A 24859-nucleotide genomic window follows, 5' to 3' on the forward strand; every position below is an offset into this window, starting at 1 on the left:
GGCGCCATGACCAAGCTCGCCGCCGACACCGACTATCCCCGCGACTTCGCCGGCTACGGCGCCACGCCGCCCGATCCACGCTGGCCGGGAGGGGCGAAGCTGGCCCTGTCCTTCGTGCTGAATTACGAGGAGGGCGGCGAGAACACCGTCCTCAACGGCGATGCGGGCAGCGAGCTGTATCTGCATGAAGTGCCCGGCGGCACGCCCATTCTCGGCGAGCGCAACCGCACCGTGGAAAGCCAGTTCGACTATGGCGCGCGGGCCGGGGTGTGGCGGGTGCTGCGGCTGTTCAAGGAACAGGGATTTCCGCTGACGGTCTATGGCGTCGGCCGGGCGCTGGAATTGAACCCTGACGTCGCGCGCGCCTTCGCGGAAGCGGGGCATGAGGTGGCGAGCCATGCCTGGCGTTGGATCGACTACCACAACATGGATGAGGCGACCGAAGCCGCCGAGATCGCCCGCTGCGTCGAGACGATTTCTCGGCTGACCGGCACGCCACCGGTCGGTTGGTACACGGGGCGGATTTCGCCGCGCACGCGGACCCTGGTCGCCCGGCATGGCGGCTTTCTGTATGACAGCGACGCCTATGACGATGACCTGCCGCATTACGTGACGGCGGAGGGCAAGCCGCATCTCGTCATCCCCTATACCCTCGACAACAACGACATGAAGTTCGCCGTGCCCCCGGGTTTCGCCGGGCCGGATGGGTTCGAGCGGCATCTGACGGATGCCTTCGACCTGCTGCTGGCGGAGGGCCGCGCGGGGGCGCCCAAGATGATGTCGGTGGGGCTGCATTGCCGGATCGTTGGCCGGCCGGGACGTGCCGCCGCGCTGCGCCGCTTCCTGGCGCATGTGGCGAAGCACAGGGATGAGGTATGGGTCACCCGCCGTGCCGATATCGCGCGGCATTGGTGGAAGGAACACGCCCCCGCATGAGGCGACTTGCCTTGCTTCTGGTTGGATTCGCCGCGGCCTGTGCCTCGGAACCGGCCACCGCACCCCTGCCGCGCGGCGACCGTGCCTTGCCGCCGCCGGCTTTGTCCGAAGGCCCGGCCGGCGGGCGCTGCGCCGACCATGCGGAGGCGCTGCCGGCGCTGGTTGGCCGGCCGGAGGCCGAGGTGCGCGCGGCGCTCGACGCCATGCCGGGTATCCGGACCATCCGTTTGTTGGCGCCGAACCAGCCGGCGACCCGGGATTACCGGGTCGACCGGGTAGGCGGGGTGGTGCGAGGCGGGGTGGTGGAGAGCCTGAGCTGCGGCTAGCCGCGCTGCAAAATCTCCGCATTCACCATCATCGAGTGATCAGCCTTCCCATCCAGAACGTCCAGAATGTTCTGGGCGGAAATACGGGCCATGCGGTTCATCCCTTCCTCCGTGCTCGCCGCCGAATGCGGGCTGATGACCACGTTCGGCAGGGTCAGCAGCGGATTGCCCGGCGTCGCCGGCTCCACCTCCAGCACGTCCAGGCCAGCGCCCATCAGATGACCGGATCGCAGGGCGGCGACCAGGGCGTCCTGATTCACCACGGGACCGCGCGCCGTGTTCACCAGGATGGCGCCGGGCTTCATCGCGGAGAAGGCGGCCTCGTTCATCAGGTGGTGGGTGGCGGGTGACAGGGGGCAGTGCAGCGTCACCACATCCGCCTCCGCCAGCGCGGCATGCAGGTCGCGCGCGGGCCGAAAACCGTCGGCGGCGATGCGGTGCGGCGAGAAGCCGGGGTCCATCACCGCGACATCCATCCGGAACGCCTTGAGATACTGCGCCACGCGCGTGCCGATGCGGCCATAGCCCACCACCAGGGCCCGCTTGCCGGCCAGGTCGACCATCCGCAGCCCGCCCGGCGGCCACCAGCCGCCGCCGGCCACATGGTTGTGGATGTCCACCGCCCGCCGCGCCGCCGCCAGCAGCAGCATCATGGCATGCTCGGCCACTGAGAGGTCGTTGGACCCATTGGCCACCATCACGGCCACGCCGCGCTCCGTGCAGGCCGGTACATCCACCGTGTCGTAGCCAACCCCGATGCGGGAGACGACGCGCAATTGCTTCGCCGCGGCCAAAGCAGGGCGGTCCATCTTTTCCAGCCAGCACAGCGTGCCATGGGCATCGGCGATGGCCTCGTGCCAGGCCGGCACGTCGGGATTGTCCAGAACCAGCAGATCGACATCCGGCCTAGCCGCGAAAACCGCCATGCCGGCTTCGGGCAGCCTGCGCCCCAGCACCACCTTGAAGGTCATCTTGTATTTCTTCCTGGCAAGGCCGTCAGCCTGCTCACTCTATCGAATGCGCCACTATGCGCCAATCCACGGCGTTGGAGCAGCAAGGCAACATGCGGGAGATAAGAAAAAAACCTTTATAATGGGCATTAAATCCGTTGCAAGTCCGGCCGGCAAGGGAGTTGGACAAGCACATCCATGTAGCGCCGGCATCAGGGAGATACGGGTCGTTCACATCACAACGGGGGGGTGATCTGGCCGTGGAACCCTTCCACCACTACGCGACCATTGCCGCTGGGGACTTCTTGATGAGTGACCCGGGACAAACCGTCCAGGTTCGTGGTTACAGCCGGAACCAGGGCGGAAGAACTGTTGAGGTTGGGGCCCACACACGAAGTGATCCCCCGGGCGGAGACAGCGATGCTGCCGGATCGACTGTCGTGGCTCAGCGAGACGGAATCGCTGCGCCAAATGGGTCAGCAGCAATTTGCTGCGGATAGGCGTATCTGCCTCTCCATATCGGCTTCACCCGAAGTAAGGGCAATGTGCTGGAAAAGCGCGATAGATCGACAGGACCAGTGCAATCGTGGAGTTTATGTCGCGCCGCTCTTTCCATTTGGTTAGACAGGAGGAAAATAAGATGAATATAATTGCATCAAGGGTATATGAGGTCAGTGGGCAACCCCTGTTCCATGTGATGATATTCCGTCCGACGCGCCACAGCAGCGGAAATTTTTTATGTAAATATAAAATCGAAGGGCCAAAAACCAAGATCGTCAGCGATTTCGGTGGAGCCGATGAATTTCAAGCACTGATGAACACCATCTACATGGTTCGCATGGCCATTGAAACCTGCGATGAATATTTGGAAGGGCGGCTGAGTTTCCATGGGTTTAAGGGGTACCTGGATCTTCCCGATCCAGCGTTGCATCCAACGCACCCCGGAATGCCACCGCTGACCGAGCCGCTTCCAGTCGCGCCATCGCCCTGATCGCGCCACCGAATCTCTGGGCGAAGCTTGCGAACGCCGATCGTCACGGCTAGTGTCCCAGAAGCCATGACACCCCGCGCCGCCCGTATCGAGCTGACCGCCGCCCTCCGGGCCGGTCTGCTGCCGCGCGCGCTCCTTCTCCTTCGACTTAGCCACCCCTGGGCGTAAGCTCCGGTCGGTAACGGCTGGTATCGCTCAGGGGACCCTGGGGGCAGCTTTGCCCTCGCGCATGGCATGACGAATCAGAAGCAAGGAACGCCCTCAATGGCCATCAACCACCCGTCTTTCGGGGTCATGGACCCCGACCGCGTCATCGTCTTCGACACCACGCTGCGCGACGGCGAACAATCCCCCGGCTTCTCCATGAACCTGGAGGAGAAGCTGCGCATGGCCGAGGCCCTGGCCGAGCTGGGCGCGGATGTGCTGGAAGCCGGCTTCCCCATCGCCAGCCCCGGCGACTTCGAAAGCGTGCAGTCCATCGCCCGCCGCTTCGCCAAGGATGGCCCAGTGGTCTGTGGCCTGGCCCGCACCTCGCCCGGCGACATCCAGAAGGCGGCCGACGCCATCAAGGACGCCGCCCGCGGCCGCATCCACACCTTCGTCTCCACCAGCCCGCTGCATATGCGCGTAAAACTGCGGATGGAGCCGGAGGCGGTGCTGGAGATGGTGACGGCCTCCGTCACCATGGCGCGCAATGCCACCGCCGATGTCGAATGGTCCGCGGAGGACGGCACGCGGACGGAGATGGACTTCCTCTGCCGCTGCGTGGAGGCCGCGATCAAGGCCGGCGCCACCACCATCAACATCCCCGATACCGTCGGCTATGCGGTGCCGGAGGACATGTTCCGCATCTTCAACACGGTGCGTGAACGGGTGCCGGGCGCGGACCGAGTGATCCTGTCCACCCACAACCACAATGACCTGGGCCTAGCGGTGGCCAATACCATCGCGGCGATCCGCGCCGGCGCCCGTCAGGTGGAATGCACCATCAATGGCATCGGTGAGCGCGCCGGCAATGCGAGCCTGGAGGAGATCGCCATGGCGCTGCGCACGCGCCATGACGCCATCCCGGTCAGCAATGGCGTGCAGACCAAGAACATCCTGCGCACCTCCCGCCTGCTGGCGACCATCACCGGCTTCGATGTGCAGCCCAACAAGGCGATCGTCGGCCGCAATGCCTTCGCCCATGAATCCGGTATCCACCAGGACGGCATGCTGAAGGATTCTTCGACCTACGAGATCATGACCCCCGAAAGCGTTGGCTGGACCAAGTCCTCGCTGGTGCTGGGCAAGCACTCCGGCCGGGCCGCCTTCAAGGACAAGCTGAAGGCGCTGGGCTACGAAGTCGGCGACAACGCCATGAATGACGCCTTCAAGCGTTTCAAGGATTTGGCCGACCGCAAGAAGGTCGTCTACGACGAGGACATCGTGGCGCTGGTGGATGACGAGGTCGTCCGCGCCAATGACCGCATCAAGCTGACCGGCCTGTCCGTCTCGACCGGCATGCATACCCGCCCCATCGCCTCCATCGCGCTGGAAGTGGATGGTGAAGCGCGGGAAGGGGTGGCCGGCGGCGATGGCGGCGTGGACGCCACCTTCGCAGCGCTGCGGGTCGCCTTCCCGCATGAGGTGAACCTGAAGCTCTATGCCGTGCAGTCGGTCACTGGCGGCACCGATGCCCAGGCGCGCGTGACGGTGCGGCTGGAGGAGGAGGGCAAGATGGTCGATGGCCAGGGCGCCGATACCGACACCATCGTCGCCAGCGCTCGGGCCTATGTCCACGCGCTGAACAAGCTGCTGGTCAAGCGGGCGCGGACGGCGCCTGCGGAGATGGGGGCGGAGATGGATCGGGCGCTTTCGGCCTGAGGGCCGGCGGCGGGCGCGGGGTCGGCGGGCGCAGGGGGAATTCCAGCGCCAGCTTGGCCTCCGCCCGGGTCAGCTCCGCGCCCAACTGCCGGGTCAGCCCGCGCAGCAGCAGGGCGCGCAGCTGGTCATCCGGCCGCGGCACCACGCCATCATCCTCGATGGACAGGGTGGCGCGCTTGTCATCCGCGGCGACTGTGATGGCGATGCGGCCCTCCCGCCCCGCCGGGAAGCCCTGCTTCAGGGCGGCGGAGACGGCCTCCGTGATGATCAGCGCCAGGGGCACGGCCTGGTCGGAGGAAATCCGCAGCGCCGGCGCCGCGACATCCAGCGCGATCCGTCGGCCCGGCTTGTCGCCGATCGCGGCGAAAAGCTGCGCGCCGAGTTCCGCGATGAAGGCACCGAGGTCGATCGCCTCCGGGTCATGATGCGCATACATGTGGCGGTGCAGCGTGGCGAGCGCGCCGATCCGGTCGCGCGCGGCCTCGAATTCCATCCGCGCCTGGCTGTCCGTCACCCGCTGCGCCTGCAACGCCAGCAGGCTGCTGACGATCTGAAGGTTGTTCTTCACCCGGTGATGCACCTCGGCGGCCAGGATCTCGGCGCGGTCGATCGCCGCCTGAAGGTCGCGTTCCCGCTCCGCCAGGGTGCTGGCGCCAGCCTGGAAGCTGACGGCCAGGTCGCGGATTTCATCCGGCATCTCCGCCGCGCCCGGGATCACCAATGGCGCGGCACCGCTCCGCCACTGCGACACCGACCGCCGCAGGCCCGATAGCGGGCGGGTGACGGCGTAATGCGCGCCGAACAGCACAGCGAGAAGGCTGATTGCCAGCAGGGCGCCCACCTCCGCCAGCCGACTGATGGCGACCATGCGCGCGGCGGCGTGGATCGGCGCGGCCGGCCGGGCGATGACGAGGCGTGATGGGGCGACCAGCACGCCCCGCGCGGCGATCAGTTCGACGCCGGCCAGGCCGATCGTCGCCGGGCTGCCGTCGGCGGCGGTGGCGGGCGCCACAGGTCCAAGCAGCCGGGCCGCGTCGCTCATCGCCCAACTGCTGCGGTCGCCATCCACCAGCCAGACCAGCAGCCCGGCCGGTAGCGGCGGCGGCGCGATGCGAGCCACCAGCAGCCGACCCGATGCGGGCAGCAGGCGCAGCAGGGAAATCATCCCGGTCTGGCCGACCAGTGTCACGGTCTCATTGGCGGCTGCAAGCCGCGTCCGGGCTTCCGGCGGGATGGCCGGCATGGCCTCGCGATTAGCGGCGCATTCGACTTCCAGCACCACCCCGTCCGGGGCGATGCCGGCGAGCCATTCGCCACAGCCGGCGCGGGCCTCGGGCCATGTGGCGGACAGGCTGCGCAGCGCGGCATCCGCAGTGGCGAAGCGATTGGTGAAGCGGCCGAGGACCAGGTCGCGTTCCAGCGCCAGATCGTCATGAGCCTGCCGTATGGCGGACTGATAGCCAGCTTGGGTGCCCGCCAGCACCATCACGATGACGGGAATGGCGACAATGAGAAGCAGGCACGTCAACCGGCCCCGCAGACTCGCCTGTGGGCGGGGCATTCGCCACCGTCGCGGCCGAATGCCGGGGTCTGGGCCGCCTGGATCTGTCATGCGGTCTGGGGTCAGGTGGAAGCGGCCATGGCTACTTGCCGCGCCGCGTCCGATCCTCCTCGATCAATCGCAACAATTCGGGCGGAATGGGCTCCGCCGCGACGTCGTCGTAGAGTTGGTGCAGGCCCCGCTGCAACCACAGATCGAAGGCATCTCCATCCGTCCGCTCCGCCTTGCGGCGGGCGGACTTTGGGGAGGGCGCGGGCTTGCTGCTGTCGCTGCTGTCCATGTCCATCGCCGATGCCAGCGCCGCCCAGGAATAAGGCAGCGCCCATCGTTCCGACTTAAGCCAGCAGATGGTGTTCGCCAACCCCCGACTTGCTGCTCATCCGGCGGCTGCCCGAAGCCGCGGGCCGACCGGTGTAGCGGTGCTCGCCGGTGCGGTGCTCCGGCGTGGTGGCCTCGGCGGATTCCTCGCCGGTCAGCCAGGTCTGGAGCTGGCGGCGGGCGCGGAAGACGCGGCTCTTCGCCGTGCCCACGGCGCAGCCGGTGGCCTCGGCCACATCCTCATAGGACATGCCCTGCAGCACCACCATGAACAGCGCCTCCCGCTGATCGGCGGGCAGGCGGTTCACCGCATTGCCCAGTTCCTTCAGGATCAGGCGGTCCTCATGGGTCGCGCTCACGGCGAAGGCGCTCGCCGGAACATCCTCGATGTCCGTGGTCTCGCGCTGCTTGCGCAGGGTGCTGATGAAACGGTTGCGCAGGATGCGATGCATCCAGGCGGCAAAATTGGTGCCCGGGGTGAAGCTGTTCTGGGCGGCAAGGGCGTTGGCCACGGCATCCTGCACCAGATCATCGGCGGCGGCGCGGTTGCGGGTCAGCGCCAAGGCCTGAACGCGAAGCCGGGGAAGCAGCGCGATGACCTGTCCGTGGAACTCATTCGGCATTTTGTCGCTCCATCCTCTATGCCCTCTGAATGAACGGGCGCGGCGGATGGTTGCATGCGATGCGGATTATCCGTTCACAGGGGCGAGAGCTTCAGAAAGTGCCCGCCGGGCGCGGGATACGCGAGCCTTCATGGTCCCCACCGGCACGCCGCAGATACCGGCCGCCGCTTCCAGCGTCAGGCCGCGGGCGGCCACCAGCATCAGGGCTTCCCGCATCGCCGGCGGCAGCCCGGCCATGGCGCGGGCAAGGTCGCGCACCTGATGCGCGCTTTCCTGCTCCGGCGTGATGCTGGCTTCGAGTTCGGGCGGATTGGCCTCCTGATGGTCCCGCTCGCGCTTGGCGCGCCGCCACCCTTCCCGGAAGGTGTTGCGCAGCACGGTCAGGCCCCAGGGGCGCAGGGCCGCCTTCAGGTCATGCGCCAGCTCGGGGGGCGTGCTAAACCCCGGCAGGCCGCGCAGCATGCGCAGCACGGATTCCTGCACCAGATCGTCGGCTTCACTGCGAGAGCGTGCGAGCATCCGGGCGGCGGCGCGCAATTCCGGCAACAATTGCGCGATCACGGCGCGCTGGGCGCCGGAGTTGTCTTGTTCATCCACAACGCCCTGCATATCAACACTTGAGACAGTGCGGCAGCGCCCGCCGCCAGATTCGGAGATGACAAGGCGATGAGCGAGATGGATCGCACGGCGCTGATCGCGGCCCTGCCATATGCCCGCCGCTTCGCCCGCGCCCTGACCGGCGCCCAGTCGGCGGGCGATGCCTTGGTGGCGGAGGCGTTGCGCCAGGGCCTGGTGCCGGTGGAGGGGGTGAGCGACGGGGCCATGCTGGCGCGCCTGTCCCTATATGGTGCGATCTGCCGCATCGCCGGCGCGACGCCGGAGGCAGCAGATGCGGTCGCCGGCGGGCTGAGCCGGCCGCAGCGCATGCTGCTGCTGCTGACCTCGCTGGAGGAGCTGGAGGCGGAGCATGCGGCGCGCGCCCTTGGCCTGCCGCTGCAGGAGGCCGCCCAGCACCTGGAAGCCGCCCGGGGCCACCTGCGGGCCGGGGCAGTGGCGCGGGTGCTGATCATCGAGGATGAGCCGATCATCGCGCTCGACCTGCAGCAGCTGGTTGAGGCGGCGGGACATGAGGTGGTGGGCATCGCCTCCACCGAGGATGAGGCCGTGGCCATCGCGGCGGCGGAACGCCCCTCCCTGGTGTTGGCCGATGTCAATCTGGGGGCGGGGGGCGATGGCACCTCCGCCGTCGCGCGCATCCTGCGCACCCATCAGGCGCCCGTGATCTTCGTGACCGCCTATCCGGAACGGCTGCTGACCGGGCAGGATCTGGAGCCCGCCTTCATCATCACCAAGCCCTTCGAGCCGACCACGCTGGCCGTGGCGACCTATCAGGCGGTCACCCGAGGGGTGCATCTCGACCCGGTCTGAAGCGCCGCAACCATCGCAGATTGTGCCGGAACCGCACCGGCAATAGGGCGTTGATCCGGCACCTCAATCGCCGGAGCCCACCATGCTTTACTGGACCCTCATCTTCCTGGTCGTGGCGATCGTCGCTGGCCTGTTCGGCTTCGGCGGCATCGCCTCCGCCTCCGCCGGGATCGCCAAGATCCTGTTCGCCATCTTCATCGTCCTGTTCCTGCTGAGCCTGCTCTTCGGCGCCTTCCGCGCGCCGTGATCAGCCGGCGACAGGGCGCGGCGGCGCTGGCGGCGGCCGCGGGGCTGGCCTGGCTGGCCCCGCGAACGGCCTCGGCCCAGGCCGTCGCCGATTTCTGGTTCGACCCCACCCAGCTTCCGACCTTCACCGGGCGGGTTGACCGCTATCTGGTCAACCCGGCCGGGGAGACCGATGCCCTGCTGTTCCGGGAGGGCCCGCAGGTGGTCTTCCCGCCGGAATTCGCCGAGGCGGTGCGCCGCGCCGCGCCGCAGGGGCAGCCCTTGGTCGTCTGGGGCATTCGCGCCCGGCGCTCCCCGGTCATCACCACCCTGGCCTTCGCCGCAACGGCGGAAACGACGCCGGAGGTGGTGGACCGCTTCTATTGGCGACTGGGCGGCGCGCCGGGCGAAAGGGCGGAGCGGCTGACCGTCTCCGGCACCGTTCGTGCCCCCTATTACGCGCCCCAGGGCCAGGTCGCCGGCGCAGTGCTGGAAGACGGCACCGTGGTGCTGCTTCCTCCGGGTGCCGCGGAGCCCTTCCGTGACAGGCTGCGCGCGGGCGCCAGCCTGGCGGCGGAGGGCCGGGGTTTCGCCGGGGAGCAGGGACGTGCCCTGATCGCCGAGACATTGGGCGAAAGTGCCGAAGCGTTGCGGCCCGTGGCCGCGGCCGACAATTCCCGAAACCCAGCGCCCGCGCCCGAAGCGCCGCGCCGCCAAAACTGAGGCGCCATGCCCGACCCGATCCCTGCGGCCATCGAATTGCCGCCGCAGGAAGGCCTGATGCGCCGCTTCTGGCGCTTGGCCCGTGGCTATTTCACTGACCCCGCCGAACGCCGGCAGGCCTGGACGCTCGCTTTCGCGGTGCTCGGCCTCACGCTGTTCCAGATCGGCGTGACGGTGCGGTTCAACCTGTGGAACCGCGACTTCTTCGACACCCTGGAAAGCCGCGACAGCGCCGCCTTCTACAGCCAGATGTGGATGTTTGGCCTGCTGCTGCTGTTGGCCATGGCCGCTGCCGTCAGCCAGCTCTGGGCACGGCAGACGCTGATGTTGGAGTGGCGGCGCTGGCTGGTGCATCGCCTGCAACGGCGCTGGCTGGCCGATGGGCGGCATTACCAGATCAACTTCCTGCCCGAGGCCGCCGACAATCCCGACCAGCGCATCAGCGAGAATGCCCGCTGGGCAACGCAGATCGCGGTCGACCTCGTGGTCGGGCTGCTGAGTTCCTTCCTGACGCTGATCTCCTTCCTCGGCATTCTGTGGTCGCTCTCCGGCCCCTTGCAGTTGGCGATCGGCGGCCGCGACATTGAAATCCAGGGCTACATGGTCTGGGCCGCGGTGATCTATGCGGTGATCGGTTCCGTGCTGACGATGTTCATCGGCGGCCCGATGGTCGCCATCAACAGCCGCCGCAATGAGGCCGAGAGCGACCATCGCTTCGCCCTGATCCGTATGCGGGAGAACAGCGAGGGCATCGCCCTGATCCGGGGTGAGGCCGATGAGGAGCGCGGGCTACAGGCCGCCTTCGGCCGCGTCGTCGTGGTGATGCGCCAGCTTTACGGGCGGGAACGCGCCCTGATGTGGCTGACCTCGGCCTATGGCATGGCGGCCTCCATCATCCCGATCCTGGTCGCCGCGCCGCGTTTCTTCGCCGGCGCCATCACCCTCGGCGTGCTGATGCAGATCAGCTCCGCCTTCATCGAGGTGACGCGCAGCCTCGCCTGGTTCGTCGACAACTTCCCCCGCCTGGCCGAATGGCGCAGCCATGTGGAACGGGTGGTCGAGCTCGACGAGAATTTCGACCTGGCCGAGGCCCAGGCCGGCGACACCCGCATCGAGGTGATCGAGGCCAAGCCCGGCGAGGCGGAGGAGGTGCTGGCCTTCGAGAACCTCCAGGTGGCGCATTCCGACGGCAATGTCGTCATCCAGGGCGCCAATGCGGAAATCCGCGCCGGGGAGAGCGTGCTGATCGTGGGCGAGAGCGGGACCGGCAAATCCACCCTGTTCCGCGCCATCGCCGGCCTCTGGCCCTGGGGCGCCGGGCTGATCCGCATCCCGCCGCGGGCGCATATGATGTTCATGCCGCAGCGGCCCTACATCCCCCTCGGCACGCTCCGCGCCGGCCTGACCTATCCCGACCCGCCTGAGCGCTTCGACGATGCGGAGCAGGTGGGCGCGCTGGAACGCTGCGGCCTGCCGCATCTGGTGCCGCGCCTGGGCGATGAGGACCGCTGGGACCGCGTGCTTTCGCTCGGCGAGCAACAGCGCCTGGCCTTCGCGCGGCTGCTGCTGCACAAGCCGCGCTGGGTCTTTCTGGATGAGGCGACGGCGGCGCTGGATGAGGCCAATCAGGACGAGATGATGCGCCTGTTCAAGGAGGAGCTGGCAGGCACCGCCCTGATCTCCATCGGCCATCGACCGGGCCTCGATGTCTATCACGACCGGACGCTGCAACTGCTCCGGGCGCCGGATGGGGCGCGGCTGGAGGTCCGGCGTCGGCCGAAGCCGCCGCGGAGCCCGGGGCGCGGCCGCCAGGTGCTGGGGCGGATGCTGCGGCGGCGGTGATCGGATGGGCCGCCGCGGCGCCTGAGGCCCATGGCCCAGGCGCCGCGGCTGGTCCTCAGGTGCGGAACGTGTTCGGAGCGTCGCCGTGCAGCCGTTCGAAGATGATGAATATTAGCCCGTGATTGACGAGCGTGGCGGCGAGAGAGACTTCATGCGGGTGGCGCTGGGTCAGGCGGATCTGTAGCAGTCGCTGGCGCCAGATGGTGGAGCAGAGAAGGTCGTTCACCGTGTCCTCCGCCAGGGGCACGACAATCCCGCGGCAGTGCATCACCGGCTGCTGCGACCGCCGGACGGTCGTTTCGAAGGGTGTGCCTGCCTTTTCCGGGTTCAGCGTGGCCCGCAGCTGGGCATGGGCTTCCCTGGCGCCCCGTTCCAGTTCCTCCAGCGCCCGGGGCGAGCCTGGGCCGTCTTCCAGTGGATTGTCGCCAAGGCCGATCAGGAAGACCGTCGCGCTGAGCTGGAATGTTTCGTGGCTGTTCGAATAGCGAATCAACGCGCTATCCGCGCCGATGACCTCCGGCTCCGCGCCACGGGTTATGTTGCCGATCCGCGGTGGCAGGACGGCGAGGGCCTGGGCTTCCTGCCCGCGTTCGATCGGCGGCCCTGGAATCAATGGCCGCGCGATGCGCGGAGCCATCGTCGTGGACGTCGGGGCGCAGCCGGCGAGCGCGAGAAGGATCAGGATGGGAAAGCGCAAAAGCATCGAAGCCGACACCCCAGGGGTGCCGGCTTCTTTGCCTGCCGCAACGATATGGTCAATCCGGGGCAGGACGTCGCCGGTAGCGCGCCTGCCGTCGCCGGATCAGCGCCAGGCGGGGCGGCCGAGGTTCACGGTGCCCGGGCTGGTCAGCGCGCCACCCGCCGCGCCCGCCGCGCCGCCGATCAGCGCGCCCGTGCCGGCGCTGCCGGACAGGGAGCCAATGGCCGCACCGGCGCCGGCGCCCAGCAAGCCGCCGGACACCGCGCGGTCGCCCGTGGTCTGGCCGCAGGCGGCGAGGGTGGTGGCTGCCAGAAGAAGCATGGGGAGATAACGCATCGGGGAGTCTCCTGGTGATGTTGACGCTATGGCCCTCTAACGCCGTGAAACCCGATCGGTTCGTTCCCACCGTTCCGCTTTGGCGTTTTTCTCGCGCCCCTCCCTCGCCGCCTTCCTTTGCCGCACTGCGCAACGGGGCTTGAGCCCGGGACGGGGGAGGGGTATCGGAGGCGCCTCGCGCCAAGCCCGCGGCAGTTTCGGAGCAGGGCGGTGCCCGGCCCTGCGACCGTCCGGGCCTGGCCCCGCTCGCGCCGATACGCCCGGCGAGGCGGCATTCTTCGCCATTCGGAAGGTTCCGGCTGCATGTTTTCCCGCCTGTTCGGCTTCCTCTCGGCCGACATGGCCATCGACCTCGGCACCGCGAATACGCTGGTCTATGTGAAGGGGCGGGGCATCGTGCTGAACGAGCCCTCCGTCGTCGCCATATCCGACCATCGCGGCAAGAAGCAGGTCCTGGCGGTGGGGGAGGAGGCCAAGCTGATGCTCGGCCGCACCCCTGGCAATATCGCCGCCATCCGCCCCCTGCGGGACGGCGTGATCGCCGATTTCGAGGTGGCGGAGGAGATGATCAAGCACTTCATCCGCAAGGTTCATAACCGGCGCAGCTTCGCCTCGCCGCTGATCATTGTCTGCGTCCCCTCCGGCTCCACCGCCGTGGAACGCCGCGCCATCCAGGAATCGGCGGAATCCGCCGGGGCGCGGAAGGTGCTGCTGATCGAGGAGCCGATGGCGGCCGCGATCGGCGCTGGCCTGCCGGTGACGGAGCCTTCGGGGTCCATGGTGGTGGATATCGGCGGCGGCACCACGGAAGTGGCGGTGATTTCGCTCGGCGGCATCGTCTATGCCCGCAGCGTGCGGGTTGGTGGCGACAAGATGGACGAGGCGATCATCTCCTACATCCGCCGCAACCATAACCTGCTGATCGGCGAGAGCACCGCCGAGCGCATCAAGATGGAAGTCGGCGCCGCCGCCCCGCCCTGGGAGGGTGAGGAAGGCCCGCTGACCGAGGTGAAGGGCCGCGACCTGATGAACGGCGTGCCGCGGGAGGTCATCGTCAGCCAGCGCCAGATCGCCGAAAGCCTGTACGAGCCGGTGATCCAGATCGTCGAGGCGGTGCGGGTGGCGCTGGAGAACACGCCGCCGGAGCTGGCGGCCGATATCGTGGACAAGGGCATCGTGCTGACCGGCGGCGGCGCGCTGCTGCACCGTTTGGATGGCGTGCTGCGTGAGGCCACCGGATTGCCCGTTGTGGTGGCAGAGGATGCCCTGTCCTGCGTCGCCCTCGGCACCGGTCGCGCGCTTGAGGAGATGAAGCGGCTTCGCCACGTGCTCACCTCCATGTATTGATAACGCTTCAGCCTGAAGGGGAGGGCGCTTGATCCGTCTGAGCATTCCGCTCCGCCAGGCGCTGGCGCGGCTGTCGTTGCCGGTGCTGATCGCCGTGGCCTTCGGCACCATGCTGCTGGGCAAGGCCGATGCGCTGCTGGCGGAGCGCGCCCGCATCGCGCTGGCCGATGCCCTGGCGCCCTTTTACGCCGCCTTCGCCGAACCCGCCCGCGCGGTGCGCGACGGGGTGGAGGAATTGCAGCAGCTGTTGGTGATGCGGCAGGAGAATGCCCGGCTGCGGGAGGAGAATGAGCGGCTGCGCCGATGGCAGGCCGCGGCCCTGGCGCTCGAGACGGAAAACGCCATGCTGCGCCGGCAGCTCGATTTCGTGCCGGAGCGCGCGCCGGCCTTCCACACCGCGCGCGTGGTCGCCGATGGCGGCGGGGTCTATGCCCGTGCCGTGCTGCTCTCCATCCCACCCGACATGCAGGTGCGGCGCGGCCAGATCGCGCTGGATGAGCGTGGCTTCGCCGGCCGGGTGACGGAGGTGGGCAGCCGCTCCGCCCGCGTCCTGCTGGCCACCGACATGAACAGCCGCATCCCCGTGACCCTGGAAGGCAGCCGCGTGCGCGCCATGTTGGTGGGCACGAACGGCGCCCGCCCGCGGCTTCAGAACTGGTCGGAAGGCGGGCGCCCGCAGGAAGGGGCAAGGGTGGTGACCAGCGCGGAAGGTGTGGCGTTCCCGGCCGGCCTGCCGGTCGGCGTGGTGCGCTGGACCGAGGGCGGCGTGGCGGAGGTGGAGCTGTTTGCCCGGACCGACCGGCTGGATGTGGTGCGCCTGTTCGATTTCGGCCTGGGCGGAATCCTGCCGCCCGAGGCCATCGCGCGGCCTGAGCCGCGTGGCCGGCGCTGAGGGTCCATTCTGGCATGGTCGGGCGCCCCGAACCCTCGCCCGGTTTGCTCCGGCGGCTGGACGACATTGCCCGCGCCGCCTTTCCAGCGACGGGGACGGTGCTGCTGATGGTGCTGGCGGCCGGGCCTTCCGGCGTTCCGGCGCTGCTGCCGGCGGTGACACTGCCCTGCATCATCTTCTGGTCGCTGTTCCGCCCCGGGGCGATGCCGCCGCCGGCGGTCTTCCTGCTCGGCCTGTTGCAGGATCTGCTGACCATGGCGCCGCTCGGCATCGGGGTGGTCACGCTGCTGGTGGCGCATGGCCTGGCCGTGGCCTGGCGGCGCTTCCTGGTGCGGCAGAGCTTCATGTTCGTCTGGCTGGCCTTCTGCATCTTCTCGGCCGGCGCCGCGGCGCTGGGCTGGCTGCTGACGGCCCTGCTGGCCTGGAACCTGCCCGCCGCCGCGCCGGCGCTGCACCAGGCGGCGCTGTCGGCCGGGCTGTATCCGGCCTTCGCCTTCGTGCTGAGCCGGATCCACGGGGTGATGCGGCGGGCGGAGGAGACGCCGTGAGCCAGATCGCCAGCGCCCGGATACCCGCCGCCCATGCGGCGAGCCAAGGCCGCGGATGCGGCCGCCCGGCGCTTGAGGGCATTGACTTATGAGCCGCCGGCAACGGGAGGAGGAGCGGGTTCGGGGCATTTTTGGCCGCCGCGCCCTGCTGCTAGGTGCCGGTCAGATGGGGCTTCTGGGCTTCCTGGCTCATCGCCTGCACCGGCTGCAGGTGACGGAGGGCGAGCGCTACGCCACCCTTGCCGAGGAAAACCGCCTCTCCGCCCGGCTTCTGGCGCCGCCGCGCGGGCGGGTGCTGGACCGCAACGGCCATATCATCGCCGGCAATCAGCTCAACTGGCGGGCCCTGCTGACGGCCGAGCAGACCACCGATGTGGGCGCGACGCTGGAAACCTTCAGCCGCATCGTGCCGCTCACTGAGGCCGAGCGTGCGCGCATTGAGCGCGACGTCCGCCGCCGCCGCCGCTTCGTGCCGGTGACGGTGCGGGACTTCCTGACCTGGGAGGAGATGGCCCGGATCGAGCTGAACGCGCCGGACCTGCCGGGCATCAGCGTCGACGTCGGCACCACCCGCATCTACCCCGAGGCTGATCACCTGGCGCATATCGTGGGCTATGTGGCGCCCCCGGCTGAGCGCGACATGGATGGCGACCCGCTGCTGGAACTGCCCGGCATCCGCGTTGGCCGCTCCGGCATCGAACGGCACCACGACCTGGCACTGCGCGGCCGCGCCGGGGCGGTGCAGATGGAGGTCAACGCCGTCGGCCGCATCATCCGGGAGCTGGATCGACGGGAGGGTGTGCAGGGCCAGGATGTGGAGCTCTCGGTCGATTCCGGACTGACCAAGACCCTGCGCGGCAAGATCGAGGAAGGCACCTCCGTGGTGCTGATGGATGCGCGGAATGGGGAGGTGCTGGCCATGGCCACCCAACCCTCCTTCGATCCCAACCTGTTCAATTCCGGCGTTTCCCCGGCGCAGTGGCGGGAATGGACCCGCAATCGGGCGACGCCGCTGATCAACAAGGCGACCAACGGCCTCTACGCGCCGGGCTCCACCTTCAAGATGGTGGTTGCCCTGGCGGCATTGGAAGCACGGGTGGTGACACCGGGGGAGCGGATCTACTGCCCCGGCCATATGGATCTGGGCGAATCCCGCTTCCACTGCTGGAATCGCGGGGGGCATGGCGCCGTCGATATGCGGTCGGCGCTGAAATACTCCTGCGACGTCTATTTCTACGAATTGGCGAAGCGGCTCGGGATCGACCGCATCGCCGCCATGGGGCGCCGCTTCGGCTTGGGCGTGCCGCTGGATATCGAGCTGCCGGGCATCCGCAACGGGCTGATGCCGACGCGGGAATGGCGCCAGGCGCAGGGTCGGCCCTGGGCGCTGGGCGATACGGTGGTGCATGGCATCGGCCAGGGCTTTTACCAGCTCACCCCATTGCAACTGGCCACCATGACCGCCCGGCTTGCCACCGGCCGCGCGGTGCAGCCGCATCTGACCCGCAGTATCGGCGGCCGCCTGGTGCGCGGCACCCGGGCGGAGGACTGGCCGAGCCTCGGCATTCCCGAACGCGACCTGCGCCTGGTGCGGGAGGCGATGTGGGCCGTGGTGAATGAGCAGGGCGGCACCGCCCGCATCGCCCGCCTGCCGCCGGAGATGGGCGCCATGGCCGGCAAGACCGGCACCACCCAGGTGCGCCGCGTGTCCCGCGAACAGCGCGAACGGGGCTATCGCGTGGAGCAGGTGCCACGCGAATGGCGGCCGCATGCGCTGTTCGTGGCCTTTGCGCCGCATGACAATCCGGTCTTCGCGGTTTCCGTCATCGTCGAGCACGGCGCCAGCGGCTCCGCCGCCGCCGCACCCCTGGCGCGGGACGTGCTGGTGGAGGCCTTCCAGCAATTGCGCCCCGGCCCGGGCGGCCAGTTCGTGGCCCGCGTGGCGGAAGCGACGCGGCCACCCGGCACCGGAAGACCATGAAATTCGAACGTCGGCTGCTGCTGCGTGAACGTGGCACGGGAGTGCTGGAGAAGCTTTGGCAGATCCCCTGGATCTTCGTGCTGATGCTCTGCGCCGTGGGGGGGGTCGGCTACGTCGCCCTGTATTCCGCCGGCGGCGGCGCGCCGGACCCCTATGCCCAGCGCCATGCCATCCGTTTCGGCTTCGGCCTCGTGCTGATGCTGTCCATCGCCCTGGTCGATATCCGCCTGATCGCCCGCTTCGCCTGGGTGGGCTACGCCGCAGGCATCGGGCTGCTGGTGATGGTGGCGCTGCATGGCCAGGTGGGCGGCGGCGCGCAGCGCTGGCTGGACCTCGGCGGCTTCCAGCTGCAACCCTCGGAGCTGATGAAGATCCTTCTGGTGGTGGCACTCGCCGCCTGGTTCCAGAAGGCGTCCTGGGAGCGGATGGGCAACCCCCTGTTTCTGATCCCGCCCATCCTGGCGGTGTTGCTGCCCGCCGGGCTGATCCTGAAGCAGCCCAATCTGGGCACCGCGCTGATCACCATGATGGTCGGCGGCGCCGTGTTCTTTGCTGCCGGGGTGCGGCTGTGGAAGTTCGCCCTGGTGCTGGGGGCGGCGGCGATCGCGGCGCCGATCGCCTATGAGCATCTGCGCGACTACCAGCGCGCCCGCATCACCACCTTCCTGGACCCCGAGAGCGACCCGCTGGGTGCGGGCTACAACATCATCCAGTCGAAGATCGCACTGGGGTCGGGTGGATTCTGGGGGAAGGGGTTCCTGCAAGGCACGCAGGGCCACCTGAACTTCCTGCCGGAGAAGCAGACCGACTTCATCTTCACCATGCTGGCCGAGGAATTCGGCCTGGTAGGCGCGCTGAGCGTGCTGGGCCTGCTGGCCTGCGTGATCGCCTTCGGCTTCCTGGTGGCGCTGCGCAGCCGGCATCAGTTCGGACGGCTGCTGGCGGTGGGGCTGGCGACGAATTTCTTCATGTATGTCTTCGTCAACATCGCCATGGTGACGGGCGCCATCCCGGTCGGCGGCGTGCCGCTGCCGCTGATCAGCCATGGCGGCTCGGCCATGCTGACGGCGATGGTGGGGTTCGGGCTGCTGATGTCGGCGCATGTCCACCGCGATGCGGAGATGGGGCCGACGCGGGACGAGCAGTGACCGGCGAGCAATGACTCTTGGACATGGCGGATTTGCGTCAGCTTTCCCGCTCCCCGGGCTGGACAAACCCGCCCCCAACCCGTAAACGCCCGGCACCGCACAGCGGTACGGGCGCTTAGCTCAGTTGGTAGAGCAGCTGACTCTTAATCAGCGGGTCGTAGGTTCGAGCCCTACAGCGCCCACCAATATCAAGCACTTAGCCGGCATCTCCTTCTGACATTCTGACAGTCCGATCGTGGTTGTCAGAACTGCTGAGAACGGCTGTTCACCCCTCTTCCGCCTCATTCTCCAGCCGCTTCCGGAACGCCAGCACGGCGGATTTTTCGGTGCGCACCAGATAGTGGCGATCCAGAATCTCCCGGACCGTCTTGGGGCTGTGGCCGGTGATGCCGGCGATACCCATGTCGGATACCCCCGCCTCGTCCAGCCGCGTCACCGCCGTGTGGCGAAGCTCCGCGAAGCGCAGGAGCGCGCAGCGCGGCATGGCCTTGGCGGCGTTCGCACGGACCTGGGCGAAGGCGTAGCGGAAAGCGTCCTCGGTCCAGGCCCGTTCGGTGCCGTCGCGCGGCAGCATGAACTCCGCGGACAAGACGACCCCCCGCCTCTCCCTTTCCAGCCGCAGCCGTTCCACCAAGTGGGGAACCAGATAGACCGGCAGGATGACCCAGCGTCGGCGCTTAGCCTGGCGGATCTTCAACGCCTCGGCTTCGACCTTCCAGGGCGGCAGAAGCAGCACGTCTGCCTCACGCTGACCTATCCACTCGTTCAGCAGGATGGCGGTGCCGATCGAACGGTAACCCATCTCGTCCGCGACAGCCGCCATATGGCATGCCTCCTGAGACGACCAGAGCTGGGGTTCTCTCTGGCGCTCGACACTGATCCCGGGCCTCGAGGCGGGATTGGCCCCCGGCTGCACATAGCCGAGCCTTTCGCCCGCCTGCAGCAGAAGGCGCAGAACCCGGATGAGCGCGGCGGCACTGGCCGGCCGATTGATCACGCTCGGAGCGGCGGCCTGGGAGGAGAGCTCGCCAGCGTCGGCCCATATCAGGATGGAGCCACGTCCATCTCCTTCCTTCCTCTTATGCGGCGCGCGAAGTGACCCGGTCCGGATCGCCTTGGCGATGGCATCGCGGGTGAGGCCGCGCAGCGCGGCATAGCGGGCGATCGGCATCCACTCAGCGCCCGTCGCGGCCGGCGGCTCCGACAGCTCCGGCAGCTTGGGCGCGATGTGCCGCCGCAGCTGCGCCTCGTAGAAGCGCTGGATGACCGGCGGCGTGATCGCCTCGACCGGCTCCGGCCCCGCCCACGCCTCAATGGTGGCGAGATGGGCCTCGTAGCCGCGCTGTGTCCGGGGTGCCAGCTTCGTCCAGAAGCGGCTTTGCTTATAGTCTTGGATCAGGGCGGAGACGCTGCCAGGCGTTCCCGCGGCGCCTTCCTGCCGCGCGCGGGCGGCCGCGGTCGCCGGGGCGTTGGCGGGCAACTCGCCCCGGCGCCACGCGTCGACCTCCTGATTCAGCTGTGAGGCGCGCGCCTTGGCTTGGTCGAGGTCGTCAAGAAGGCGTTCCGACCGCCAGCCCGCCGCCCGGAGTGGCGAACTGGGTTGCCAGTAGTAGCGGGGCGGCCCGCCAGCCCGGCCTGGCAACCGAATGAAGTGGCGAATGCGTGACGGTTCATTGGTGTCGCGATGCATATCCTGAACTCAGCCTGCCGGACGTCGCCGCCCGTTCTTCACCAGCCGCGATTTCGGCCGTAGGCATCGGCACGCGCCATCAACCGTGCTTCTGCCTCAGCCAGCGCCTTCTGCTGGCCAGAGAGGGCACCGCCCTGGATCCGGCTGTCCAGCCATCTGTCGATCGCGCGAGGATCCCAACGCATGCCGCAGCCATCGATCGGGCGCGGAAAGCCGTGCCGATCTTCCAGCTCGGCCCGCTGCCGATAGAACCAACTCACGGTCCGGCGTAGGCGCAGCGCTACCTCGGCGGCGGTGAGAAGGCGGCGTGAAGAGGTGGCCGAGTCAGCCATCGAACTGCCTCCCCGTCCTTCCGCCCACCAACGGCGCCTTCGCCTCCGCCAGCAGCAGCGCGGCACGCGCCATGGCCACGCCGTTCGGATGCAGCGCGACCAGGTTCTCCAGCATCCGCGCGCAGAACAGCGTGAAATCCGCGCAGGTCGGGGTGGTCTGCGCGGCGGCCTTGTCGACGGCGATGATGAGGGCGTCGGTCACGTCGTCACGGGCCTGGGCCAGCACCTGCTTCAAGGTGCAGGGCGCGCAGGTGAGCTTGTTGCCGGTGCAGTCCAGCACCGGCTCCTTGATCATCGGTTGGAACAGCACAAAGAGGTCGGTCGCGTTCACCGCGAAACTCCTTCGGGGTGGTGACGGGGAAGGGGGCCGCCATCGGCGAGGATCGCCGCGGCGAGGGCTTCGCGCAGATGCCGCGGCAGCCGCAGCAGGCCGGGCAGCATCCGCCGCGCCTGAACGAGGCCGTGGCTGCCGGCATAGGCGGCAAGCTGCTGATCGGTGGAGCGCGGCCGGCGCGGGAAGCTGGCGTCGTGCTGATGCGCAAAAGGCGATGGCGAGCGCCCATTCGCATGGGGTCGGCATGACCGCGAGCGGCGGCGATCGCTCATCCATAGGCCCTGACCTCGTCGAACTTGCCGACTTCATTGCCCCAGGCATCCCAGCCCGGCGCCGCCTCCCGCGCGAACAGCTCGCAGCGCGGAGCCGGCAGCAGCCGCTCGATGTCGGCGCGCAGCTGGTCGGGCTTGCGGGAATGCTCGCGCGTCGGCGAGACGATCAGGTTGCGGACATTGCGCGCGCTGAGCTTGGGCCGGCCGCGCGTGCCGACCAGGTAAAACTCTGCGGCGGAGCGAAAGACATAGCCGGTGCCGAAGGCCCAGGCCTCGCCGCTACGCGACTGTTTCGCCCAGGTCCCCATCGTCGAGTAGCGAAAGCCCCAGGCCTCCAGGGTCGCCAGCGCCCGCGGCATCATCGGCGCCGTCGCCCACATCACGCAGGCGGCGGCATCGGGATGCGCCAGGGCCGCGACGGGCAGCGCCTGAATGTCGCCGAGGTCCATGCAGCCGTAGTGGTGCTGCGGGCTCTTTCTGTCGCCGGCGTCGGAGTGCAGACGGAATCCCCATGGCGGATCGGCCAGGATGGTGCCGTACCAGCGGCGCCGCAGATCTCCGAACGGCCAGGGCTCCAGGCCCTGCAACAGGTCGGGCGTGTAGAAGTCGAGCATCAGCCGGCCTCCCACGGGATGGGGTGGCTAACCGCCAGGCAAAGGGTGTCGCGCGTCATCGTTGGGGCAGCCCCTCGACGCGCGGGACGATGATGGCCAGCGGCGCGCGGCCCTTCGCCGCGGCGCGGCGCGCCTTGCGGATCACGCGCTGCCAGATGCGGCGCTCGACGGTCTGCTCGGCGGCGCGCTGCACCACATGATAGCCGCCGAATTCAAGGGCACCGCGGATGGATGCGCAGGCCGCGCTGTGGTCCTGGCCGCCATTGCCGGCGACCATGACGTGGATCTCGCGCAGCTTGCTCATGCGCGCCCGCCCTGCACGACAGTGAAGGCGCGATGAGCGGCGGCGCCACCGGTTGGTTGCGGCAGCCAATGGCGCGGCAGGGCAGCAGCACCGTGACGGGCAAGTGGAAAGGCATGCGATGACGCGTCGCGGCAAGGCAGGACGCGCTCAAGCCGGCCGACCAGCAGCGCCTCCTCCGTCAGGCGGGAAATGGCCTGCATGCGCTCCCCGGCACAGATCTGCGCGCGGTACAGCGTGGCCGCCATGCGCCGCCCGGCATGGCGCAGCGGCGCGCAGGCCTCGCCGCTCAGGTCCAGCAGCCGGTCGACCTGATCGGCAATGGCATCCAGCGCGACCGTGAACCGGTCCGGCCGATGCAGCGCGGCGTGACGTGCGGCCCGCACAGCGGCGAGCAGAGGCTGCTCGATCATGCTGGCCACACCCCGCGCTGCATGCGCAGCGCCATCACGCGCAACATCCGCTCCGCGCCGATGGTCTGGATGCCGCCGAAGGCCGCGAGGATTCCGGCGGCCGTGGACAGGGTATCCGCCGACAGTGCGTGGTCCTGAGCGCGGGGCAGCGGCCGCCGGGCGAAGGCGGGTGCGATCTCCCGCATCACCTGCGCCAATTGGCGAAAGTCGCGGCGGTACCAGGGCAGCAGCAGATAGGACTGGGCGGCTTCCTCCGCCATATCGGCCACCTGCAACAGTGCGTCGGATGTCACCTCATCACGGGCCAGGGCACGCTGGAGATGCCGCGCAGCAAGTGGGGAGAGACGGCCCGGGTGGGCCAGCCGATTCAGGAAGTCGCCGGCGTCGGCGTGCGGTGGGGGGCTGGGATCATTGGCAGCGGGCTGGCGCCCGGCGGGTCGACGTTGTGCGTGGGTTGCGAGGCTCGGCACGTTTCCACCTCCAGCGCCGCGGGATGCGGCGTGGCGGTAATGTGCGAAACTCGCACAAGACGATCAAGCCAAAATGTGCCAAAATTGCACAATTAGGACCGCGGACGCTTAGGCAACCTTTCCGCCATATCCGCCAGCGCCCGCAGCGAGCCTTCATCCAGGTCGCGCGCCGCGGTCATGATTCGGTGCATCTCGCGGGCGCGCTCCGCTTCTTCCGGGGGGGCCGAGAGCTCGGCGGGGGATATGCCGTAAGCCTCTGCAATTTTGGCAAAAGTTGCGTCATCCACCCTTAACTGACCTTTTTCATACCGGCCAATCGTAGTGTGGTCCGTTCTCAATGCGTTCGCAAGCTGGGACTGCGTCCAGTCCAGCTTCTTGCGCCAGGCCAGCAGGTAGGGGCGAGTTGATGTCATAGTGCGAGAAGCGCACGCGCCAGCTTGGTTGTCTGCGGCGTTTTGCGCACATCCTGCGTTGACCTCAATGTGCGATAGTCGCACATTTTGGCCATGGACCTGCACACATACCTCTCTCAGAAGGGAGTCACCGCGACCAGTCTGGCCGCCCGGCTGGGGGTCGCGCATACCACTGTTCTCCGTTGGGCCGACGGCACGCTGAGGCCCAAGGCGAAGCGTGTGGCCCAGATCGTCAAGGTGACCGGCGGCGCTGTCACCGCCGCCGAGTTGCGTCCCGACATGGCGGAGGCCTTTCGCGCCGCATCCTGTGGCAGCAACCAGGCTCACGCATCGGGAAGCGTTTCGCCCGCAGCCGGGCTTGATCCATGACCGCGGCGACCCTGGCGGAGGAAGATCTCCGCGCGCTGAAAACCGCCTTCCGCCGGCTGATCGCCGCGGTGGGTGGGCTGGTCGCGGCTTCGGCCTGCGTCCGCGTCTCCACCTCTCAGCTCGCCCGCTACTACGACCTGAACGATCTCGGCACCTTTGCCCCCATCGACGTGGTGACGCAGCTGGAGCGCATCGCCGGCGAGCCCATCGTCGCGGTCGAACAGACGCGCCTGACCGGGCACCGGCTGGTGCCGGAGCGGGCGCGCCATGGCGCGACGCTGGCGGCGGAGGTCGCGGCCTTCGCGCGCGCCTCGGGCGAGGTGCCGGCCGTGCTTTGCGAGGCTTTGGCCGATGGCGAGATGAGCCAGGCCGAGGCCGGCGAGATCGGCGCCGTCGCCATGCGGCTGGCCGCCAAGCTCGCGCGCATCACAGTTGCGGCGGAAGCCGCCATCAACTCGCCCGCCGCCCCCGCGGTGAAGGGCGAGGGAGCGCCCGCCGACCGTCGCCCGCTGGGCGGGGATGGCGGCGGGCGCTTGTCCCGACGGCAGCGCGCATGACGCCGCGCAGGCGCGCTCGGCGCCGCGGCGGCCGTCTGGACTTCAACGGGATCAACAGGGCCGCCCTGCCGCACCTCGGAACGCTCTGCCTGCGATGGCTGCCGGGCGGCAAGCAGCAGGGCAACCAATGGCGCTGTGGCGACCTGAGCGGCACGCCAGGCCGGTCCTGCAGCGTCAACCTGACCACCGGCAAATGGGCCGATTTCGCGGTCGGCATCTACGGCAGCGACGTCATCAGCCTCGCCGCCGCCATCCACAATCTCAGCCAGGCGGAAGCCGCGCGCAGCATCGCCGAGATGCTCGGACTTGACTTGGGGGACCACCATGTCTGAACACACGGGAACGCCGAAAAG

The 24859-nt window shown here is 68.6% G+C and carries 32 protein-coding genes and 1 tRNA gene; 17 read left to right on the top strand and 16 right to left on the bottom strand.

Annotation, left to right across the window (positions count from 1 at the left end):
• Nucleotides 1-6: 6 nt before the first annotated feature.
• Both puuE and ACVFYP_RS07280 read left to right on the top strand, forming a co-directional pair.
• Nucleotides 7-936, top strand: a complete 930-nt coding sequence (gene puuE, locus ACVFYP_RS07275) for an allantoinase PuuE (protein ID WP_499199458.1) — start codon at nt 7-9, stop codon at nt 934-936.
• The gene (locus ACVFYP_RS07280; RefSeq protein ID WP_499199459.1) at nt 933-1262 is read left to right on the top strand and encodes a hypothetical protein; all 330 of its coding nucleotides are present in this window, start codon (nt 933-935) and stop codon (nt 1260-1262) included. The genes puuE and ACVFYP_RS07280 overlap by 4 nt, the downstream gene beginning before the upstream one ends.
• On the opposite strand, the gene ACVFYP_RS07285 is transcribed toward ACVFYP_RS07280, so the two are convergent.
• The gene (locus ACVFYP_RS07285; protein WP_499199460.1) at nt 1259-2233 is read right to left on the bottom strand and encodes an NAD(P)-dependent oxidoreductase; all 975 of its coding nucleotides are present in this window, start codon (nt 2231-2233) and stop codon (nt 1259-1261) included. The two genes, ACVFYP_RS07280 and ACVFYP_RS07285, sit on opposite strands and share 4 nt — an antisense overlap.
• Before the next feature lie 619 nt (nt 2234-2852).
• Here ACVFYP_RS07285 and ACVFYP_RS07290 point away from each other — a divergent pair.
• Both ACVFYP_RS07290 and ACVFYP_RS07295 read left to right on the top strand, forming a co-directional pair.
• Nucleotides 2853-3203: a DUF6968 family protein gene (locus tag ACVFYP_RS07290; RefSeq protein WP_499199461.1), complete on the top strand. Its 351-nt coding sequence runs from the start codon at nt 2853-2855 to the stop codon at nt 3201-3203.
• Between the two features lie 264 nt (nt 3204-3467).
• Nucleotides 3468-5069 carry a 2-isopropylmalate synthase gene (locus tag ACVFYP_RS07295; protein WP_499199462.1) on the top strand — a complete coding sequence of 534 codons (1602 nt, stop codon included), beginning with the start codon at nt 3468-3470 and terminating at the stop codon, nt 5067-5069.
• Here ACVFYP_RS07295 and ACVFYP_RS07300 read toward each other — a convergent pair.
• From ACVFYP_RS07300 to ACVFYP_RS07315, 4 genes are all read right to left on the bottom strand, one after another.
• Nucleotides 5005-6597 (bottom strand): sensor histidine kinase, encoded by a 1593-nt coding sequence (locus ACVFYP_RS07300; protein ID WP_499199463.1) that lies wholly within the window; start codon nt 6595-6597, stop codon nt 5005-5007. The genes ACVFYP_RS07295 and ACVFYP_RS07300 overlap by 65 nt on opposite strands.
• Before the next feature lie 115 nt (nt 6598-6712).
• Nucleotides 6713-6910: a hypothetical protein gene (locus tag ACVFYP_RS07305; protein WP_499199464.1), complete on the bottom strand. Its 198-nt coding sequence runs from the start codon at nt 6908-6910 to the stop codon at nt 6713-6715.
• 55 nt (nt 6911-6965) lie between these two features.
• On the bottom strand, nt 6966-7571 hold the full coding sequence (locus ACVFYP_RS07310) for a sigma-70 family RNA polymerase sigma factor (RefSeq protein WP_499199465.1): 606 nt from the start codon (nt 7569-7571) through the stop codon (nt 6966-6968).
• A 66-nt stretch (nt 7572-7637) separates the two neighbouring features.
• Entirely contained in the window at nt 7638-8168 is a 531-nt protein-coding gene (locus ACVFYP_RS07315; RefSeq protein WP_499199466.1) for an RNA polymerase sigma factor, read from the bottom strand.
• 69 nt (nt 8169-8237) lie between these two features.
• Here ACVFYP_RS07315 and ACVFYP_RS07320 point away from each other — a divergent pair, with 69 nt between their 5' ends.
• The 4 genes from ACVFYP_RS07320 (at nt 8238) to ACVFYP_RS07335 (ending at nt 11789) form a co-directional block, all read left to right on the top strand.
• The gene (locus tag ACVFYP_RS07320) at nt 8238-8999 is read left to right on the top strand and encodes a PhyR family response regulator anti-anti-sigma factor (RefSeq protein WP_499199467.1); all 762 of its coding nucleotides are present in this window, start codon (nt 8238-8240) and stop codon (nt 8997-8999) included.
• A gap of 82 nt (nt 9000-9081) precedes the next feature.
• Nucleotides 9082-9246 (top strand): DUF1328 domain-containing protein, encoded by a 165-nt coding sequence (locus ACVFYP_RS07325; protein ID WP_499199468.1) that lies wholly within the window; start codon nt 9082-9084, stop codon nt 9244-9246.
• Nucleotides 9243-9947 (top strand): hypothetical protein, encoded by a 705-nt coding sequence (locus tag ACVFYP_RS07330; protein WP_499199469.1) that lies wholly within the window; start codon nt 9243-9245, stop codon nt 9945-9947. The genes ACVFYP_RS07325 and ACVFYP_RS07330 overlap by 4 nt, the downstream gene beginning before the upstream one ends.
• Nucleotides 9948-9953: 6 nt before the next feature.
• Nucleotides 9954-11789, top strand: coding sequence for an ABC transporter ATP-binding protein/permease (locus tag ACVFYP_RS07335; protein WP_499199470.1), 1836 nt, complete (start codon nt 9954-9956; stop codon nt 11787-11789).
• Nucleotides 11790-11844: 55 nt separating this feature from the next.
• On the opposite strand, the gene ACVFYP_RS07340 is transcribed toward ACVFYP_RS07335, so the two are convergent.
• Both ACVFYP_RS07340 and ACVFYP_RS07345 read right to left on the bottom strand, forming a co-directional pair.
• Complete coding sequence (locus ACVFYP_RS07340; protein ID WP_499199471.1) at nt 11845-12504, bottom strand: hypothetical protein; 660 nt, start codon at nt 12502-12504, stop codon at nt 11845-11847.
• 87 nt (nt 12505-12591) lie between these two features.
• Nucleotides 12592-12825 (bottom strand): YMGG-like glycine zipper-containing protein, encoded by a 234-nt coding sequence (locus ACVFYP_RS07345; RefSeq protein ID WP_499199472.1) that lies wholly within the window; start codon nt 12823-12825, stop codon nt 12592-12594.
• A 303-nt stretch (nt 12826-13128) separates the two neighbouring features.
• Between ACVFYP_RS07345 and ACVFYP_RS07350 the strand changes: the two genes are divergently transcribed.
• From ACVFYP_RS07350 to ACVFYP_RS07375, 6 genes are all read left to right on the top strand, one after another.
• Entirely contained in the window at nt 13129-14172 is a 1044-nt protein-coding gene (locus ACVFYP_RS07350; protein WP_499199473.1) for a rod shape-determining protein, read from the top strand.
• Nucleotides 14173-14200: 28 nt separating this feature from the next.
• On the top strand, nt 14201-15064 hold the full coding sequence (gene mreC, locus ACVFYP_RS07355) for a rod shape-determining protein MreC (protein WP_499199474.1): 864 nt from the start codon (nt 14201-14203) through the stop codon (nt 15062-15064).
• Between the two features lie 14 nt (nt 15065-15078).
• The gene (locus tag ACVFYP_RS07360; RefSeq protein WP_499199475.1) at nt 15079-15612 is read left to right on the top strand and encodes a rod shape-determining protein MreD; all 534 of its coding nucleotides are present in this window, start codon (nt 15079-15081) and stop codon (nt 15610-15612) included.
• 88 nt (nt 15613-15700) lie between these two features.
• Complete coding sequence (gene mrdA, locus ACVFYP_RS07365) at nt 15701-17593, top strand: penicillin-binding protein 2 (RefSeq protein WP_499199476.1); 1893 nt, start codon at nt 15701-15703, stop codon at nt 17591-17593.
• Nucleotides 17590-18741 (top strand): rod shape-determining protein RodA, encoded by a 1152-nt coding sequence (rodA, locus tag ACVFYP_RS07370; RefSeq protein WP_499199477.1) that lies wholly within the window; start codon nt 17590-17592, stop codon nt 18739-18741. Before mrdA ends, rodA begins: the two co-directional genes overlap by 4 nt.
• Nucleotides 18742-18850: 109 nt before the next feature.
• Nucleotides 18851-18926 (top strand) — tRNA-Lys (locus tag ACVFYP_RS07375).
• 80 nt (nt 18927-19006) lie between these two features.
• Here the strand turns inward: ACVFYP_RS07375 and ACVFYP_RS07380 are convergent.
• The 9 genes from ACVFYP_RS07380 to ACVFYP_RS07420 all read right to left on the bottom strand — a co-directional run bounded on the left by ACVFYP_RS07380 (nt 19007) and on the right by ACVFYP_RS07420 (nt 23748).
• Complete coding sequence (locus tag ACVFYP_RS07380) at nt 19007-20431, bottom strand: hypothetical protein (protein ID WP_499199478.1); 1425 nt, start codon at nt 20429-20431, stop codon at nt 19007-19009.
• A 38-nt stretch (nt 20432-20469) separates the two neighbouring features.
• A complete protein-coding gene (locus tag ACVFYP_RS07385; RefSeq protein WP_499199479.1) occupies nt 20470-20763 on the bottom strand; it encodes a helix-turn-helix transcriptional regulator in 294 nt (97 codons plus the stop codon).
• The gene (locus tag ACVFYP_RS07390) at nt 20756-21094 is read right to left on the bottom strand and encodes a hypothetical protein (protein ID WP_499199480.1); all 339 of its coding nucleotides are present in this window, start codon (nt 21092-21094) and stop codon (nt 20756-20758) included. Before ACVFYP_RS07390 ends, ACVFYP_RS07385 begins: the two co-directional genes overlap by 8 nt.
• A complete protein-coding gene (locus tag ACVFYP_RS07395) occupies nt 21091-21369 on the bottom strand; it encodes a hypothetical protein (protein ID WP_499199481.1) in 279 nt (92 codons plus the stop codon). Before ACVFYP_RS07395 ends, ACVFYP_RS07390 begins: the two co-directional genes overlap by 4 nt.
• On the bottom strand, nt 21366-21983 hold the full coding sequence (locus ACVFYP_RS07400) for an MT-A70 family methyltransferase (RefSeq protein ID WP_499199482.1): 618 nt from the start codon (nt 21981-21983) through the stop codon (nt 21366-21368). The genes ACVFYP_RS07395 and ACVFYP_RS07400 overlap by 4 nt, the downstream gene beginning before the upstream one ends.
• Before the next feature lie 55 nt (nt 21984-22038).
• Nucleotides 22039-22287, bottom strand: coding sequence for a hypothetical protein (locus ACVFYP_RS07405; protein WP_499199483.1), 249 nt, complete (start codon nt 22285-22287; stop codon nt 22039-22041).
• Nucleotides 22284-22706 (bottom strand): hypothetical protein, encoded by a 423-nt coding sequence (locus ACVFYP_RS07410; RefSeq protein ID WP_499199484.1) that lies wholly within the window; start codon nt 22704-22706, stop codon nt 22284-22286. The genes ACVFYP_RS07405 and ACVFYP_RS07410 overlap by 4 nt, the downstream gene beginning before the upstream one ends.
• A complete protein-coding gene (locus ACVFYP_RS07415; RefSeq protein ID WP_499199485.1) occupies nt 22694-22990 on the bottom strand; it encodes a hypothetical protein in 297 nt (98 codons plus the stop codon). The genes ACVFYP_RS07410 and ACVFYP_RS07415 overlap by 13 nt, the downstream gene beginning before the upstream one ends.
• 269 nt (nt 22991-23259) lie before the next feature.
• Nucleotides 23260-23748: a helix-turn-helix domain-containing protein gene (locus tag ACVFYP_RS07420; protein ID WP_499199486.1), complete on the bottom strand. Its 489-nt coding sequence runs from the start codon at nt 23746-23748 to the stop codon at nt 23260-23262.
• On the opposite strand from ACVFYP_RS07420, the gene ACVFYP_RS07425 reads away from it, so the two are divergent.
• From ACVFYP_RS07425 to ACVFYP_RS07435, 3 genes are read left to right on the top strand one after another with little or no spacing between them, the layout of a single operon-like run.
• On the top strand, nt 23674-23949 hold the full coding sequence (locus tag ACVFYP_RS07425; protein WP_499199487.1) for a transcriptional regulator: 276 nt from the start codon (nt 23674-23676) through the stop codon (nt 23947-23949). The two genes, ACVFYP_RS07420 and ACVFYP_RS07425, sit on opposite strands and share 75 nt — an antisense overlap.
• Nucleotides 23946-24506, top strand: a complete 561-nt coding sequence (locus ACVFYP_RS07430; protein WP_499199488.1) for a hypothetical protein — start codon at nt 23946-23948, stop codon at nt 24504-24506. Before ACVFYP_RS07425 ends, ACVFYP_RS07430 begins: the two co-directional genes overlap by 4 nt.
• The gene (locus ACVFYP_RS07435) at nt 24503-24838 is read left to right on the top strand and encodes a hypothetical protein (protein WP_499199489.1); all 336 of its coding nucleotides are present in this window, start codon (nt 24503-24505) and stop codon (nt 24836-24838) included. Before ACVFYP_RS07430 ends, ACVFYP_RS07435 begins: the two co-directional genes overlap by 4 nt.
• Nucleotides 24839-24859: the final 21 nt, after the last annotated feature.

The organism is Roseomonas sp. F4 (assembly GCF_053891155.1).